This window comes from Microbacterium sp. GCS4, assembly GCF_001262495.1.
In the GTDB taxonomy this organism is placed as follows: domain Bacteria; phylum Actinomycetota; class Actinomycetes; order Actinomycetales; family Microbacteriaceae; genus Microbacterium.
In genome coordinates this window covers 144,225-159,131 of record NZ_LGYE01000001.1, presented here as the reverse complement: position 1 = coordinate 159,131, position 14,907 = coordinate 144,225, and the positions used below count along the sequence as shown (strand labels likewise).

Here is a 14,907-nt window from a genome sequence, read left to right as displayed (position 1 = left end):
GGTTATTCGGAGTCCTTCGCGATGCCGGCGTCCCAGCCGTCCTCGGCGGCGTCCTCATCAGCCCAGGCGCGAGCGCGCTCCTGCAGCTTCTCGGGTGCGTGAGCGGCCTCGGCCTCGGTGTCGAAGGGCCCGACACGATCCGCCGACGGCGAGATCATGCCGAACTCGACCTGCTTGGTGTTCACGTTGTACCAGTACTTATCGTCGCCGTTCGACATGGCCGACCCCCTTCATCACGTGGTGTCATCGATCCTATCTGCGCGAAGCTCGGTCGCTAAGCTATCGAGCATGGCAAAAGCGATCGGCGTCGACATCGGCGGCACGGGAATCAAGGCAGGCATCGTCGACCTCGAGCACGGCACCATGGCCTCCGACAGGGTCCGCGTCCCCACTCCCGAGGGCGCGTCCCCGCAAGACGTGCTGCAGGCCGTCAAGACCGTCCTCAAGACCCTCGACGTGCACGAGTCGAACCTCCCGCTGGGCGTCGCGTTCCCCGCGATCGTCAAGCGCGGCAAGACGCTCTCCGCCGCCAACGTGTCGAAGGAGTGGATCGGCTTCGACGCCGAGCGCTTCTTCCGCGACGGACTCGGCCGCAACATCGTCTTCGTGAACGACGCGGATGCCGCGGGAGTCGCCGAGGCCCGCCACGGTGCGGCCCGCGACGTGGTCGGCTTCACGCTTCTCACGACACTCGGCACGGGCATCGGGTCGGCCTTCCTGTACGACGGCGTCCTCGTGCCGAACACGGAGCTCGGGCACCTGAACTTCCGCGAGTACGAGTCCGTCGAGACCTATGCTGCGACCTCGGCGCGCGAGCGCGAGAACCTCAGCTGGGCCGAGTGGGCCGAGCGTCTGCAGGACTTCTACACGCACATCGAGTTCCTGTTCAGCCCCGATCTGTTCGTGGTCGGCGGCGGCGTGTCCAAGAACGCGGGCGACTTCCTGCCGCTTCTCGACCTGAAGACGCCGATCGTCCCGGCGATCCACCGCAACAACTCGGGCATCATCGGCGCCGCATCTCTCGCCGGCGACTGACACCCGCCGCACTGCACGAAGGCCCCGCCGATCGCGGCGGGGCCTTCGTCGTGTCTGCGGCGGTCAGGCCGAACGCGCGGCTCGCACCCGGAACCACAGCTACGGACGTCGGCTCAACCAACGATTGCCGCAATAGCGGGGACAGCCGTACCGAGCAGCATGATGGCCCACGACACCGTGGCGGTCGCGTCCCTCTCCTGCCTGCTGAGCAATCGAGTCCTGCGTTTGGTCCGACCGTCCGCGGCGACCGGCCTGAGGGGCCCGACCTCGCGCAAGAGCTGCAGCGCTGTTCCCACCGCTACAGGCACCAACGCCACTGTCGGCCACTCTGGCGTCTTGCTCCCGCCGTGGATGACAACAGCCCCCATCACCGCCGTCGCCAGCCCGAGCATGAGGACGAGGTTCACCTCGATCCTCATGGAGGGATATCGCCAGCCAAGCAAACCCGCGCACAGAGTCAAGGGCAGGATGAGGATCGCCGCTAACGAAAGCAGGGTGATTCCGATGACCATGAGTACGAAGGTATCGATCGGAGTCAGGGTTCATACGTATGACCGAGATCGGCCTTCGTCGTGTCTGCGGCTGTCAGGCCGAGCGCGCGGCTCGCACCCGGAACCACAAGGTGAGCTCGGACAGCGCACGCATCGTGGTCATCGGGTCGACATCGGCGTCGAGGTCGGCGAAGGAGTCGCGGTAGCCGGCGGGTGCGAGACCCGGGTCGCCGCGGAACGCCCGGTAGCCCATGGTCCAGTCCGGAAAGCGGCGCTCGCCGATCGGCTCTTCGACGAGCACCCTCATGTCATGGTGGCGGCTGTCGTTGCGGATTCGCTCCGCGAGCGCGCGGACGACCTCGGGCTCACCCTCGAGCACCTGGATGAAACGGCCCGACCGGTGAAGAAGCATCCCGGTCACGTCCTGTTCCGCATTGCGGCGACGGCACTCCTCGAGGAGCTGCTCGAGCGCCGTCTCGCGGAACGCGTGGGACGCGGTGCTGGTGTAGACGAGCGAGAGCAGTCGTCCGGATGAGCTCATCGGACCGTCCCCTGCAGGTCCTCCGCCGAAGGAGCGTCGTCATCCGGAGAAGCCGCGGACACCGCAGCCGTCGCCTCAGCGAGGATCGAGAAATCGCCGATCACACTCGATCGCGCGTCGAACGCGCGGTACTCGCCACTGGGCTGCCGGTCGACGTAGCCGAGGAAGTCGCCTCCGCGGCTGCCCACGTGGAAGCCTTCCTCGACGCATGCCCAGAGGACATGCGGTGACTCGGGTCTGTCGTCGTCATGCACGGTGGCTCCGGTCGGGGGAAGAAGAGGGTTCCGGTCCCTCGAACCCGATTTCGAGGGACCGGACAGCCGGGAGGGAGCCCGTCGAGGACTCCGCCGCTGCCGAGCAATGTCCACGGAACCGAGAGAATCCGCGTGCGCCGCCGGGCCGACTGACGAAGGGCGGCACAGGAGCGGCCCGTTGTGCTCCCAGCCTAGGTTCCGGTCGTCATCCGGCGCCTCCCATTGACGGACGAGGCGGCCTGCTGGTAGGCGCGGTTCGACGCTTCGAGGGCGGGCGGGGCGAATGGGCCGACCTGTACGCCGGGTTCTGTTCCGGGGTTCTTCGCCCCTTCGACGGTCATCTCTCTCGGCGACACGTTGCCGTGGCACTCTAGCGATCTACCCGAGGACTCGGCGAGCCGCGTCATCATCCTCTGTCTGATCTTGCTCCGGACGAGGTTTACCTGGCGGGCCATGTCACCATGGCCCCCGGTGGTCTCTTACACCACCCTTTCACCCTTACCCCTTGCGGGGCGGTCTGCTCTCTGTGGCACTGTCTCGCGGATTGCTCCGGGTGGGCGTTACCCACCGTCCTGCCCTGTGGAGCCCGGACGTTCCTCGGTGCGGTCTCCCGCCACGCGACCGTCCAGTCGACCCATTCGCACGTCCAGTCTACGGGGAGCTACTTCTCGGCGGACTCCGCGTTGCGAAGGTCGAGCGGCACATCGATCGGGAAGTCGCCGAACAGGCGTCGGGTCGCCACCGCCGCGGCATCGCGCACCGCCTCGGCGGCCGCCTCGGCCTGCTCTGCCGGGGCGTGCAGCACGACCTCGTCGTGCAGGAAAAAAGCGAGGTGCGCGCGTGCTGCGAACGGGCCGGATGCCGGGGCGCGATGCTCCGCCTCCGGCAGCTGCGCCAGGCGATGGCGGATCTCGGCGAGCCAGATCAGCGACCATTCGGCAGCGGTTCCCTGCACGACGAAGTTCCGTGTGAAGCGGCCCCAGTCGCGCGCCCGTCGCCGTGCCACCGCGACCTCGGCGGGATCCGCGTCGGCGTCCGTCGCGCGCGCCTGCATCCGCTCCCACTCGGCGGAGGGACGGGGCGAGGAACGGCCCAGCCACGTGGACACCACGCCGCCGTCCTCGCCGATCCGCGCGGCGCGGTCGACGAGCGCCATGGCGCGTGGGTACACCTTGCGCAGCCGCGGCACGAGACGCCCGCTGTCGCCTGTGGTCGCGCCGTACATGGCGCCGAGCACGGCGTACTTGGCCTCTTCCCGCGTCGCGACGGCTCCCGATTCGACGACGCCCGCATACAGGTCGGCTCCCTGCGCGGCGCGAGCCATGGCTCGGTCGCCGGCCATCGCAGCGAGCATGCGCGGTTCGAGCTGAGCCACGTCGGCGACGACGAGCCGCCAGCCCTCGTCGGCACGCACCGCTGCGCGGAGGTTCCTCGGGATCTGCAGTGCACCGCCGCCCGCCGAAGCCCAGCGACCCGTGACGACTCCGCCGGGGATGTAGACGGGGCGGAACCGACCGTCTCGCACCCACTCGGAGAGCCACCCCCAGCCGTTTGCGCTCAGCAGACGGGCGAGCTTCTTGTAGGCGGTGAGCGGCCCGATCACGGGGTGGTCGTGCTGCGCGAGCTCCCAGCGTCCGGTCGACTCGACCTGCACGCCCACCCGGTGCAGTGCGCGCAGCAGCTTGGGCTGACTGTCGAGGTTGAGTCCCGGATCCCCGAGGATCGACCGCACACGCTCCGCCTCGGCGACCATGCGGCTCGGCATCCCGCCCGCGATCGGACGCGCTCCGAGGATCTCGGTGAGGATGCCGTCGTGGATCCGCTCGTCCCAGGGGAGCCCGGCGGCGCGCATCTCCTCCGCGACCAGCCCGCCCGCGGATTCCGCCGAGGTCAAGAGCGCGAGGCGTCCGTCCGCGCCGTCGTCGATCACGCGGCGCTGGAGCCGGAACTGCGCGAGCACGTCCTCGACCGGGTCGGTGTCGTCCTCGCGCTCGAAGACGTCGAACAACGACGGCGCCTCGTCGACGACCTCGGTGCGCACCCAGTCGGCGGAGGGAGCGAGCGGACGAGCGACCGCGTCCGTGTCGCGGAGGATCGCATGACACAGGAGGAGGTCGTGCGTGCGCCCGAGACGCACACCCGCGGCGAGGAGCGGCGGATACACCTCGCGAGCGCTGCGGATGATCCACCGCGGAGCGTTCTCGCTCTCCTGCGCCGTCACCCAGTCCGGGAGTCTGGCAGCGCTCAGCCGTTCACGACCGCGCTCCTCGCCTGCGGGATCGAGCTCCACGGCCGTCCAGTCCCCGGAGCGGTCGGCCACCAGGGCGATCCATCGCTCCGGAGTCCGCCGCGAGCTCACCGCCGGCGCGCTCGCGGCGCGCAGATCACAGCCCGGACTCCTCGGTGCGGACGAGGATGCAGCCGCACTCCGGGCACGAGACGACGGCGTCCTCGGCGGCCCGGCGGATCTCGGCGATGTCGGTACCGGGCAACAGGATGCGGCAGCCCTCGCAGGTGCCGCGTGTGAGGAGAGCAGCACCGGCGCTGTTGGCGGCTCGGCGCGTGTACTCCGCCAGGAGCGGGGCGGGGATCGTCGCGGTGACAGCCTCGCGGTCGCGGGCGAGCTGCGCGCCGAGGTCGGTGGCCGCGGCCACGTCCGCCTTGGCCTGCGCGGTGAGCGCACTGCCCTCGCTGGTCGTGGTGTCGAGGAGCGCCTGCTGCGCCGCGACTGCGGCGTCGGCATCCTCCATCCGCCCCATGACGTCGAGCTGCGCGTCCTCCAGGTCGCTCTGCCGGCGGGTCAGGCTGGCGATCTCGTGCTCGAGCGCCTGCGCCTCCTTCGGGTTGGTCGCCGCGGCGAGGCGGTCGGCGTCGCGCGCACGGCGCTGTTCGACGAGGGCCACGTCGGACTCGAGCCGCGTCAGCTCGGTGCGCACGTCGTCGCGTGTCCCGGTGAGCGCCGTCAGCTCGCGCAGCTGCTCCTGGCGGATCGCGACGAGCTCGGTGATGCGGGCGGCCTGGGTCGGCTTGGTGCGCGCGCGCTCCGCCTGCGCGATGCGGCGGTCCAGGTCGGCGACGTCGAGAAGGATGCGCTGGTGTTCCGGGCTGGCGTTCACGCGTTCAAATCTACTCGCTCAGGCAACATCTCTACTCGCTCAGGCAACATCGCCGTCGACGTAGAACCACGAGCGGCCTTCGCGCACGAATCGGCTGCGCTCCCGGAGCACCCCTCTCTCACTCTGCTGCTCCCAGGTGGCGGCGAACTCCACCACCCCTTCGCGGTCGAAGGGGCCGCCGGCCACACGGTCGACGATCAGCAGGCGCCGCCACCGCAGGCTCGCATCGAGGTCGAGAGAGTCCGGGCGCGTCGTCGGGTGCCAGGTCGCGAGCAGGTGGTCGGCGTCTCCGAGCGAGAACGCCGTGAACCGCGATCGCATCAGCCGCTCGGCCGTCGAGGCGGGCACTCCGTCGAGCACCGGACCGCAGCACCGTGCGAACACGTCGCCCGAGCCGCACGGGCACCGGTGCGAATCCTGCCCGTTCCCGCCATCCGACGCCATGGTCTCCGCCTCCGTCACGGGTCCAGCGTACGCTGACGGCATGACCGCTCTTCCTCGCTTCACCGCGCACAACGGCTTCGAACTCCCCGCCCTCGGACTCGGCACCTACGCCTTGAACGGCGACGCTGGAGCGGATGCCGTGGCCACAGCGATCGGCGCCGGCTACCGCCTGCTCGACTCGGCATTCAACTACGAGAACGAGGGTTCCGTCGGACGCGGAGTCCGCGCCGCCGACGTCGACCGCTCGGAGATCATCGTGACGACCAAGCTGCCCGGCCGTCACCACCCGCGGGCGAAGGCGACGACGAGCATCGAGGAGAGCCGTTCCCGTCTCGGTGTCGACGTCACCGACCTGCACCTGATCCACTGGCCGAACCCCAGCCAGGACGAGTACGTGCAGGCCTGGGAGGCCCTGGTCGACGCGCAACAGCGCGGAGTCGTGGGCCAGATCGGCGTGTCGAACTTCCTGCCGGAGCACCTCGAGCGCATCGAGCGCGAGACCGGTGTGCGACCCGTGGTCAACCAGATCGAGGTGCACCCCTTCTTCCCGCAGAGCGAGCAGCTCGCGTATCACCGCGAGCACGGCATCCTCACCGAGGCCTGGAGTCCCCTCGGACGCGCCAAGGAGTTGCTGGACGAGGCCGTGATCGGCGAGGTGGCCGATGCGCATGGCATCTCCCGCGCCCAGACCGTGCTCGCCTGGCATGTCGCACGCGAGACGGTCGCGATCCCCAAGGCCTCGTCGCTCGAGCACCAGGTGTCGAATCTCGAGGCGGGTGCGGTGCGCCTCTCCGACGACGAGGTCGCCGCGATCACGGCCCTCGGTCGCGAGGACGGACGACTCTTCGGCGCGGATCCGCGCACGCACGAGGAGTCCTGACCCGCTCGGGGCGCAGCCGTCAGACGCGCTGCGTCCCGAGGACCCGGACGAGTTCGAGCTTGCTCGCAGCCTCGCTCCCGGGTGCAGCGGTGAGCACCACGAGGGCCTGCGACTCGTCCTCGGTGAGCAGCGCCTGGCAGTCGACCTCGATCTCCCCCACCGCGGGATGCACCAGCACCTTGTGGTCGTCGAAGCGGCGACGCACCTCGTGCACCTGCCAGAGCGCGGCGAACTCCTCCGAGCGCCCGATCAGCTCCCGCACGATCTCTCCGGCCCGGGAGCGTTCCCCCAGAGCGCCGTATGCGGAGCGCAGCGAGGCGACGAGAACTCGGCTGCGCTGCGGGTGATCCGCGTCCGGGTAGTGATGCCGCTCCCCCGCCGGGTCGGCGAACCAGCGGTAGATCCCACTGCGCTCCAGACCCTCGAACCCGCTCGCGTCTCCGAGCAGGGCCTTGGCGGCGTCGTTCTGGACCAGGACCTCGTCCAGCACCGACACGATGAACGCGGGGCTGTCGTCGAGCCGGTCCAGGATGCGGAGCATCCCCGGATGCACGTAGTCCGTGAACGCCGTGCGGTCGGGGGCGCTGTGCCCGCTGACCCGGTGCAGGTAGTCCCGCTCGTCGGACGTGAGCCGCAGCGCACGCGCGAGCGAGGCCAGGATCTGCACGCTCGGCTGAGGCCCTCGCCGCTGCTCGAGTCGTGCGTAGTAGTCCGTCGACATCGCGGCGAGCTGCGCGACCTCTTCACGTCGGAGGCCAGGGGTCCGCCGCCGTACCCCTTGGCCGAGCCCCACATCCGCGGGGCGCAGCTGCTCCCTCCGGCTCACGAGGAACTCCGCCAGCGCATCTCTGTCCACCTCAGCAGTATCCCCCGCGCGCGGACGACGATCCAGGGACCGCGGGTCCCTGGATGAGCCGTCCCTGGAGGGACGACGACGGGCGCCGGAGAGTGGGGTCATGAACATCAGCGGAAACACCATCTTCATCCCCGGGGCGACGAGCGGCATCGGCCTCGCCCTCGCCCAGCGACTCGCCGAGCGCGGCAACACCGTGATCGTCGGCGGGCGGCGCACCGCGCTTCTCGAGCGGATCGCCGCCGAGAACCCCGGCATCCACGCCGTGCGCATCGACACCGCGGATGCGGACAGCATCCGGGATGCCGCACGCGACGTCATCGCGGCACATCCCGACCTCAACGTCGTCGTGGCGATGGCGGGCATCATGCGCGCCGAGGACTGGACGACCCCGTCCGGTTTCCTCGAGACGGCCGAGGCGACCGTCACGACGAACCTCCTTGGCCCGATCCGCCTCATCGCCGCGTTCATCGAGCACCTGCAGGCCCAGGACGACGCGACCATCGTGACGGTCTCCTCGGGACTCGCGTTCGCTCCCCTGCGGGCCACGCCGACGTACAACGCCACGAAGGCCGCGATCCACATGCTCAGCGAGTCCGTGCGCCTGCAGCTCGCGGGGACGAGCGTGTCGGTGCAGGAGCTCGAACCGCCGGCCGTGCGGACCGAGCTCATGCCCGGCCACGAGACGAGCGAGAACGCCATGCCCCTGGACGACTTCGTCTCGGAGGTCATGGGGCTCATCGAGTCGCAGCCCGACGCGACCGAGATCCAGGTCGAGCGCGTGAAGTTCCTCCGCTACGGCGAGGCCCGGGGCGACTACCCGCAGGTCGTCGCAGCGCTCAACGCCGCAGATCCGCACAACCGCTGAGGTCCTGTCGGCGTCCGACCGGTCGGCGCGGCGCGTCTCACAGCGCCGCGTCGACCGCCTGCTGCACCGTGGTGTGGGTGAACGAGAAGCCCGAGTCGAGCAGTATCCGCGGGCGCACGTCGGCATCCGATAGGAGCAGCGACTCCGCGGCGTCGCCGAGGGCGAGACGCAACGCCCACGCAGGTGCAGGCAGCCAGAACGGCCGATGCATCCGACGGGCGACAGCGCGCCCGAGATCGTCCGCCGTCGCCGGGGCCGGTCCCGTGAGGTTGACCGGTCCGTCGAGTCCCGAGTCGATCACATGGCGGATGCCGCGCACCTCATCCTCCAACGAGATCCACGGCCACATCTGCGTCCCCGGCCCGAGGGGACCTGCGAGACCGAACCGCGTCAGCTGGATGAGCGGCTTCAGGACGCCCCGCCGGTGAACGATAGGCGCCGTGCGCAGCAGCGCCACCCGCGCGTGATCGCCTGCGCGCCGGGCCTCGTCCTCCCAGCGGACGCAGAGCCGCGCGAGGAACGTGTCGCCCGCTGGAGCGTCCTCGGTCAGCACCTCTCCGGGCGCGGATCCGTAGAAGCCGACAGCGGAGGCCGACACGAACATCGGCGCGTCCGCGCCGAGCGCTCTGACCGCAGTGGCGATCGTGCGGGTCGTCACGATCCGCGACTCGACGAGGGTGCGGCGATAGCCGCGCGTCCAGGGCAAACGCCCGACGCTCGCGCCGCCCAGCGCGACGACGGCATCCGCTCCGGAGAGCACGTCCGGATCGAGCTCGCGCTCGCCGGGACGCCACTGCACCTCGTCGTTGCTCGTCGGAGGTCGGCGGACGAGGCGCGTCAGCTCCACGCCGTCCGCGCGGAGCGACTCGACGAGCGCCGTCCCGACGAGTCCCGATGCGCCGCTGATCACGATCCGCTGTGCCATGTCCGCTCCCGTCCTGTGTGCGTCCGGGGAGGTCCCCTCCCGCGAGTCTGGCACGCGCAGCATCCCTCGAGGTCGATCACGGCCCTCTGTGGCCGATTCCTGCGTCCTGCACCTTACGGCTGCCGCAAACCGGTCGATAGATACGTCGGGGTAGAAAGAGGACGAGGATCCGTGACGACAACGTACATCGAGACCGGTGGCCACGTACGGGTGTACGACGACGCCGTTCGCACGCACGAGGTGTTCCCGCTGGGCACGTATCGGGTGCACTTCACGTCGAAGGAGGGCTTCAGCCTGATCAAGGTCGACGACCTGTCCGTCGGCTCCGAGCGCGTGTACGGCGGGCTCGAGCGCAAGGTCGACAAGGTCTTCCGCTCCTACGCCCTCTCCGATCGCAGTCTCGGCGTGATGCTGTCGGGCGACAAGGGCATCGGCAAGACTCTCTTCCTGCGGATGGTCGCCGAGGAGGCTCGTGATCAGGCGCTGCCGGTCGTGATCGTGTCGGAGGACAACGAGGGCATCGTCGAGTTCCTCGACAGCCTGGACGAGTGCCTCATCGTCTTCGACGAGTTCGAGAAGACGTTCCCCATGACCCGACGCGGCGGCGGCGACGGCGCCAACCGTCAGAATCAGTTCCTGTCCCTGTTCGACGGCCTGTCCTCGGTCAAGCGCATCTACTGCCTGACCGTCAACGACATCAACGACGTGAGCGCGTACATCGTCAATCGTCCCGGTCGCTTCCACTACCACATGCGCTTCGAATACCCCGGTCCCGAGGAGGTGCGGCAGTACCTGCGCGACCAGGCTCCGTACGCCGACCCGGTGGAGATCGAGAACGTGGCGCTCTTCTCCCGTCGCGCTCGCCTCAACTACGACCACCTCCGTGCGATCGCGTTCGAGCTCGCGCAGCCCGACACCCTGTTCGCGGAGATCGTCGAGGACCTCAACATCAAGGCGATCGAGCCGAGCACCTACCGCATCGAGGCACGGTTCCCAGACGGCACGATCTGGTCGGAGGAGGCGGAGATGAACCTGTTCGAGCGGGGCGATGCGCTCCGCACCTACGAGCTGCGTCACTCGACGCGCTCGATCTTCGCGTCGTTCCGGCCGCGCGACCTCGTGTTCGAGGCCGACGGCACGATCGTCGTCCCGATCGACCGGCTCGACCTGGTGGACGACGATGACGAGGAGCCGGAGGTCTACCCGGCCAGCATGATCCTCACGCTCGTGGGTCAGGCGAATTACGGGTTCGGCCTCTGAGCCCGCCCGCCCGGCTCCCGGCCGCTCAGACGCCTATCGTCTGGCGCAGGAACGCCCGTGCGTAGCGGTGCCCGCTCGACGTCGCGAGGCGATCGAAGTACGAGTCCAGGGCGGATGCGGAGGACTTCGACGTTCGCGTCGGGGAGGTCGCGGCGTTCTCGGCGTAATGCCGGTCGAGAGCGTCGCGCAGCATCCGGACGGCCTCGGCGCGCTGCTGCGAGATCGCGGCGTGCGATACGCCGAGCTCGTCCGCCAGCTCCTTCACCGTGCGGTCCTCGAAGTAGATCGCACGCACGATGAGCCTCTTGCGGTCCGGGAGCGCCTCCACCGCATGGTGCAGGAGTTCCTCACGCTCTGCCGCGATCGCCATCTCCTCCGGGAGGTAGCCCGACCAGAGGACCTCGTGCGGGTCCAACACGTCGAGGCTCGTGACGGTGCGCTCGGCGTCCGCCAGACGCTCGCGCACGATTCCCGCATCCAGTCCCATCGCGTCCGCGATCTCGCGCAGTGTGGGGGTTCGCCCCAGGGCGCCGGCGAGGGCGTCGCGGACGCGGGTGGTCTCCTTCGCCCGCGCGCGGACGTCGCGGGGCGCCCAGTCCATCGATCGCAACTCGTCCATCAGCGCCCAGTTGATGCGTTCACGGGCGAAGGCTCCGAACGGCACGCCGAGTGACGCGTCGAACCTCTCCGCGGCACGCACGAGGGCGTACGCGCCGGCGGAGGCGAGATCCTCGCGAGAGACCTGCGTCAGGCGCGCGGCGATGCTCGCCGTCGCGGAGCCCACGATGTGGAGGTGGTCGACGACGAGCTGATTCCGCGCACGCATCGGCATAGGGTTCCGCCTTCTCTCACTGTCAGTGCAAGCTCCCCAGCGCGCCACAGCACACGTCATCAGATGACGACGCGGACAACCGTCCGACTACATGCTAGAGCCGCCGGTCAGGCGGAGATGCACCGAGAGGCGAATCCCTCGGAAATTCTCGTTTACGTTTAGATCACGATTGCTAGTCGTTCACCTTGACACGCTTGTTGACCTCGCGCGTCGCAGAGAACTTCAGCACCGTGTAGTCGTCGACCTCGCCGGATCCCTCATCCTTCGAGAACTGCACCCGGTGCCCCTTGTGGGTCTGCGGGTAGAACTTCCCGAAGTTCGTGAGGGTCACCGTGTTTCCGCGACTCACGAGATCGACCAGCTCGTCGATCATCGCGTTGTATGCGGTCTGCGCGGCCCCGACCGAGATCCCGCCGCGTCGCGCGAACCGCTGCACGAACTCCCTCTTGCTCACCCGATTCGTATCGAGCGTCCTGGATGTGCTCATTTTTCCGTCCAATGGAAAAGTGCTCGTCACCGAGCGTCTTGCGCTGTACCCCACCAGCGGCATTCGCGACGCGCCCGCAGGTCCCAATCTCCTGCGCCTACGCCGGAATCTGCCAGTACCCCAGCCTGTGCACTTCAGAGGATACTCGTTCTTCCTTGGTATATGCGGTGAATATCGGAATCCTCTGACTCCCGAGATCCCGCGATTGGATCTAGGTGCTCAGCCGTCCAGCCGCACCCGGATGGGATGGGACTCGTCGTCGAGGATCACCTGCGCGGCTCGCGCGGTGACGGGGTGCAGCACGATCGGTGCGCGCAGGTTGATGTACACGCCGTCCTCGGCGGGGTTCGCGACCACCAGCACCCGCAGAGCAGTGTCGTCGTCCGCCCCGAGCTGCGCGCGGATCTCGGTCGGGATGCGCGGCTCGTATCCGTAGTCGCTGAAGTCCGGGTCGAGGAGGAACAGCCGCACCTCGGCTCCGACGGCCCGCAGAGCGTAGAGTCCCTCGGCACCCGGGATCGGCTCGAGGGCGAAGTCGGTGTACGGGGCCAGGCCCGGCATCGGGAAGGCGAACTCGACGGCGGTAGCGGATGCGTCGGCCGTGATCGTGGTCATCGCAGGAACTCCAAGAGGTTGGTCTGCAGCGAACGGGCGGTCACCTGCAGGGCGGACTGGAAGACGAGTTCGGCGGACTGCAGCCGCACGAGCACCTCGAGACTGTCGACGTTCTCCACCTCGACGCGCCGCGCCTCGAGATCGGTCGAGACCGACAGGTTCTGCGACATGGCGCGCTCGATCTGCACCTGGCGGGCGCCGGTCGTCCCCCGCGCGGACACGACCTCCTTGAGCCGGTCGTCGATGTCGCCGAGCCGGGCGCCGACGTTCGCGCCGCTGCGCAGCTCGGCGGCGATGTCGTTCAGCATCGCGAACGCACTGTTCGCTCCCGTTCCGAACGCCTGGGCTCCGTCGAAGTCGACCCGCACGGTCTCGTTGTCGCTGATGCGTCGCTGCACGCCGTCCCCCGCGGTGCCGTTGAACGTGAAGGTGGCCGAATCGAAGGCGACGGCGGCGTCACTCGTCCCGGCGAAGACACTGCGTCCGAGGACCGTCGTGTTCGCGCGGGCGAGCAGCTCGGCGCTGATGGTCTCGAGCTCCTGCGCGATGGACTCGCGGGCGCTCACGCTCAGTGCGCCGGAGTTCGCCCCCTGCGCGGTGAGGTCGCGCGCCCGGTTCAGCAGGTCCGCGCTGGCGCCCAGCGCGGTGTCGACGGTCGTGACCCATGCCATCCCGTCGCTGAGGTTGCGGGCGTACTGTGCTGCCCGCGACTGCTCGCCGTGCACGCCGAGCGTCGTCGCCGCGGCGGCGGGATCTTCGCTGGGCGTGCGGAAAGCCCGCTGCGAGGTCGCCTGGTTCTGCAGCCGCTCTCGGTCGACGAGGGTCGTCTGCAGGGTGCGCAGCGACTGCTGCGTCATGGTGCTGCTCGTGATGCGCCCGATCATGTGTCCTCCGGGGATCAGCGGCCCACCAGGCCGGTGCGGTTGATGAGCAGGTCCAGCGCCTCGTCGACCGCGGTGAGCACACGCGCGGCCGCCTGATACGCGGTCTGGTAGGTCAGCAGGTTGATGGTCTCCTCGTCGCCGTCGACCGAGGCGTTCGACTGCTGCGCGGTGACGGCGGCGACGGCGCCCATGTCGGCGATGTCGGCGCGCTGCCTGTCGCCGGCGACCGTGACCGCGAACCCGGTCACGAAGCTCGACCAGACCTTGCTGGGACCGGTCGCCGCAGCGCCGAGCGCGCTGATGCGGTCGGCGATCGTCGTGTCCTTCGCACCGGCACCCGGCGCGGCGAGGGCGAGGTCGGCGAGTCCGGTCGGGATCACGCGGAGACCGAGCGCGGCCGGGCCGCTCGGGTCGAGGGCGAAGAAGTCGCCGCCTGGCGCGCCCGTCGGCGTCGCACCGGTGCGGTGCACGTCGTTCACGGCGGTCGCCAGGGCGGTCGCCGTCTCGTTGTAGGCGGCCGCGACGCCGGCGAGCGTGCCACCGGCGGAGGCCGGAGCCAGCGTGCTGATCGTGCCGCCGATCGTGCCGCCCGTGACGCTGACCGGCGTACCGGGGCGATCGGCCCAGGCGACCGTGATGCTGCCGCCGTCGGCGATCTCGCGCGGGCCGCTCACCACGAGCGATCGGCTCGTGTCGCCGGAGACGAGGGCGTTGCCGTCGACGCGCATCGTGAGAGTGCCGTCCGTCTCGACGACGCCCGTGGCGCCGACCGCTGAGGCCAGCTGCTGCGCGAGCACGCCGCGCTGGTCGATCAGCTCGTTCGCGTTGCGCCCCGAGAGGAGCGCGTCGCGGATCTGTCCGTTGAGGGTCGCGACCTGGCCGGCGACCGCGTTGACGTCGGCGATCTGACGATCGACCTGGCCGCGCAGATCCGTCCACTGCCCTGCGACCGTCTGGTAGCCCGCAGCCACCTGGCCGATGAGGACCTGTGCGTTCGTGAGCACGACCTGAGCCGCCGCGGCATCCGGCGTGTTGGCGAGATCGGACCAGCCGGCCCAGAAGCGGTTGAGGTTCGCGGCGAGTCCGTCCGCTGTGGGTTCGGCCATGGCTGCTTCGGCCTGCCCGGCGGCCGTGGCGCGCGCGACCCAGAACCCCGAGGCGCCGAGCGCATCCCGCACCCGCGCATCGAGAAGATTGTCGCCGAGACGCGCGACGCCCGTCACGTCCACACCGGAACCGACCCCGAACTTCGTCGGCCACAGCCCCGACTGCCCCGGGGCAGCCGACGGCGTCTGCTCCAGACGCTGTCGCGTATAACCCGCTGTGGTCTGGTTCGCGATGTTCTGACCCGTGACGGTCATGCCGGCGCGTGCCGCGGCGAGGGCGGATTCGGCGAGCCGGAGTCCGGCGAAGGAGGACATC

Annotated in this window: 18 protein-coding genes and 1 other RNA gene; 4 read left to right on the top strand and 15 right to left on the bottom strand. The window is 69.5% G+C overall.

Features of this window, described 5'->3' with window-relative positions; translation table 11 throughout:
• Positions 1–2: 2 nt before the first annotated feature.
• On the bottom strand, positions 3–218 hold the full coding sequence (locus tag AKH00_RS00860; RefSeq protein ID WP_050720846.1) for a hypothetical protein: 216 nt from the start codon (positions 216–218) through the stop codon (positions 3–5).
• Positions 219–288: 70 nt separating this feature from the next.
• Here AKH00_RS00860 and ppgK point away from each other — a divergent pair, with 70 nt between their 5' ends.
• Positions 289–1,035 (top strand): polyphosphate--glucose phosphotransferase, encoded by a 747-nt coding sequence (gene ppgK / locus AKH00_RS00855; RefSeq protein ID WP_050720845.1) that lies wholly within the window; start codon positions 289–291, stop codon positions 1,033–1,035.
• A gap of 113 nt (positions 1,036–1,148) precedes the next feature.
• Here ppgK and AKH00_RS00850 read toward each other — a convergent pair whose 3' ends face one another.
• From AKH00_RS00850 to AKH00_RS00825, 7 genes are all read right to left on the bottom strand, one after another.
• Positions 1,149–1,547, bottom strand: coding sequence for a hypothetical protein (locus AKH00_RS00850; protein WP_050720844.1), 399 nt, complete (start codon positions 1,545–1,547; stop codon positions 1,149–1,151).
• Positions 1,548–1,620: 73 nt separating this feature from the next.
• Positions 1,621–2,067, bottom strand: coding sequence for a BLUF domain-containing protein (locus tag AKH00_RS00845; RefSeq protein ID WP_050720843.1), 447 nt, complete (start codon positions 2,065–2,067; stop codon positions 1,621–1,623).
• Positions 2,064–2,255 carry a hypothetical protein gene (locus AKH00_RS00840; protein WP_235556646.1) on the bottom strand — a complete coding sequence of 64 codons (192 nt, stop codon included), beginning with the start codon at positions 2,253–2,255 and terminating at the stop codon, positions 2,064–2,066. Before AKH00_RS00840 ends, AKH00_RS00845 begins: the two co-directional genes overlap by 4 nt.
• Positions 2,256–2,601: 346 nt before the next feature.
• Positions 2,602–2,958, bottom strand: an RNA gene (gene rnpB, locus AKH00_RS07275) — RNase P RNA component class A.
• A gap of 24 nt (positions 2,959–2,982) precedes the next feature.
• Positions 2,983–4,641 carry a bifunctional 3'-5' exonuclease/DNA polymerase gene (locus AKH00_RS00835; RefSeq protein ID WP_235556645.1) on the bottom strand — a complete coding sequence of 553 codons (1,659 nt, stop codon included), beginning with the start codon at positions 4,639–4,641 and terminating at the stop codon, positions 2,983–2,985.
• A 64-nt stretch (positions 4,642–4,705) separates the two neighbouring features.
• Positions 4,706–5,437, bottom strand: coding sequence for a zinc ribbon domain-containing protein (locus AKH00_RS18220; RefSeq protein ID WP_050720840.1), 732 nt, complete (start codon positions 5,435–5,437; stop codon positions 4,706–4,708).
• A gap of 39 nt (positions 5,438–5,476) precedes the next feature.
• Positions 5,477–5,881 (bottom strand): YchJ family protein, encoded by a 405-nt coding sequence (locus tag AKH00_RS00825; RefSeq protein ID WP_050721968.1) that lies wholly within the window; start codon positions 5,879–5,881, stop codon positions 5,477–5,479.
• A gap of 40 nt (positions 5,882–5,921) precedes the next feature.
• On the opposite strand from AKH00_RS00825, the gene AKH00_RS00820 reads away from it, so the two are divergent.
• A complete protein-coding gene (locus tag AKH00_RS00820; RefSeq protein WP_050721967.1) occupies positions 5,922–6,761 on the top strand; it encodes an aldo/keto reductase in 840 nt (279 codons plus the stop codon).
• Between the two features lie 19 nt (positions 6,762–6,780).
• Here the strand turns inward: AKH00_RS00820 and AKH00_RS00815 are convergent, their stop codons facing one another.
• Positions 6,781–7,617, bottom strand: a complete 837-nt coding sequence (locus AKH00_RS00815) for a helix-turn-helix transcriptional regulator (RefSeq protein ID WP_050720839.1) — start codon at positions 7,615–7,617, stop codon at positions 6,781–6,783.
• 100 nt (positions 7,618–7,717) lie between these two features.
• Between AKH00_RS00815 and AKH00_RS00810 the strand changes: the two genes are divergently transcribed.
• Positions 7,718–8,482 (top strand): SDR family oxidoreductase, encoded by a 765-nt coding sequence (locus tag AKH00_RS00810; protein WP_050720838.1) that lies wholly within the window; start codon positions 7,718–7,720, stop codon positions 8,480–8,482.
• Positions 8,483–8,519: 37 nt separating this feature from the next.
• Here AKH00_RS00810 and AKH00_RS00805 read toward each other — a convergent pair whose 3' ends face one another.
• A complete protein-coding gene (locus AKH00_RS00805) occupies positions 8,520–9,407 on the bottom strand; it encodes a TIGR01777 family oxidoreductase (RefSeq protein ID WP_050720837.1) in 888 nt (295 codons plus the stop codon).
• Between the two features lie 171 nt (positions 9,408–9,578).
• On the opposite strand from AKH00_RS00805, the gene AKH00_RS00800 reads away from it, so the two are divergent.
• Entirely contained in the window at positions 9,579–10,667 is a 1,089-nt protein-coding gene (locus tag AKH00_RS00800) for an AAA family ATPase (RefSeq protein WP_050720836.1), read from the top strand.
• A gap of 25 nt (positions 10,668–10,692) precedes the next feature.
• Here the strand turns inward: AKH00_RS00800 and AKH00_RS00795 are convergent, their stop codons facing one another.
• From AKH00_RS00795 to flgK, 5 genes are all read right to left on the bottom strand, one after another.
• Complete coding sequence (locus tag AKH00_RS00795) at positions 10,693–11,493, bottom strand: sigma-70 family RNA polymerase sigma factor (RefSeq protein ID WP_235556644.1); 801 nt, start codon at positions 11,491–11,493, stop codon at positions 10,693–10,695.
• A 178-nt stretch (positions 11,494–11,671) separates the two neighbouring features.
• The gene (locus AKH00_RS00790) at positions 11,672–11,986 is read right to left on the bottom strand and encodes an HU family DNA-binding protein (RefSeq protein WP_161804369.1); all 315 of its coding nucleotides are present in this window, start codon (positions 11,984–11,986) and stop codon (positions 11,672–11,674) included.
• A gap of 219 nt (positions 11,987–12,205) precedes the next feature.
• Positions 12,206–12,601: a flagellar assembly protein FliW gene (locus AKH00_RS00785; RefSeq protein WP_050720833.1), complete on the bottom strand. Its 396-nt coding sequence runs from the start codon at positions 12,599–12,601 to the stop codon at positions 12,206–12,208.
• Positions 12,598–13,485: a flagellin N-terminal helical domain-containing protein gene (locus AKH00_RS00780; RefSeq protein WP_235556643.1), complete on the bottom strand. Its 888-nt coding sequence runs from the start codon at positions 13,483–13,485 to the stop codon at positions 12,598–12,600. Before AKH00_RS00780 ends, AKH00_RS00785 begins: the two co-directional genes overlap by 4 nt.
• A gap of 14 nt (positions 13,486–13,499) precedes the next feature.
• Entirely contained in the window at positions 13,500–14,906 is a 1,407-nt protein-coding gene (gene flgK / locus AKH00_RS00775; protein WP_050720832.1) for a flagellar hook-associated protein FlgK, read from the bottom strand.
• Position 14,907: the final 1 nt, after the last annotated feature.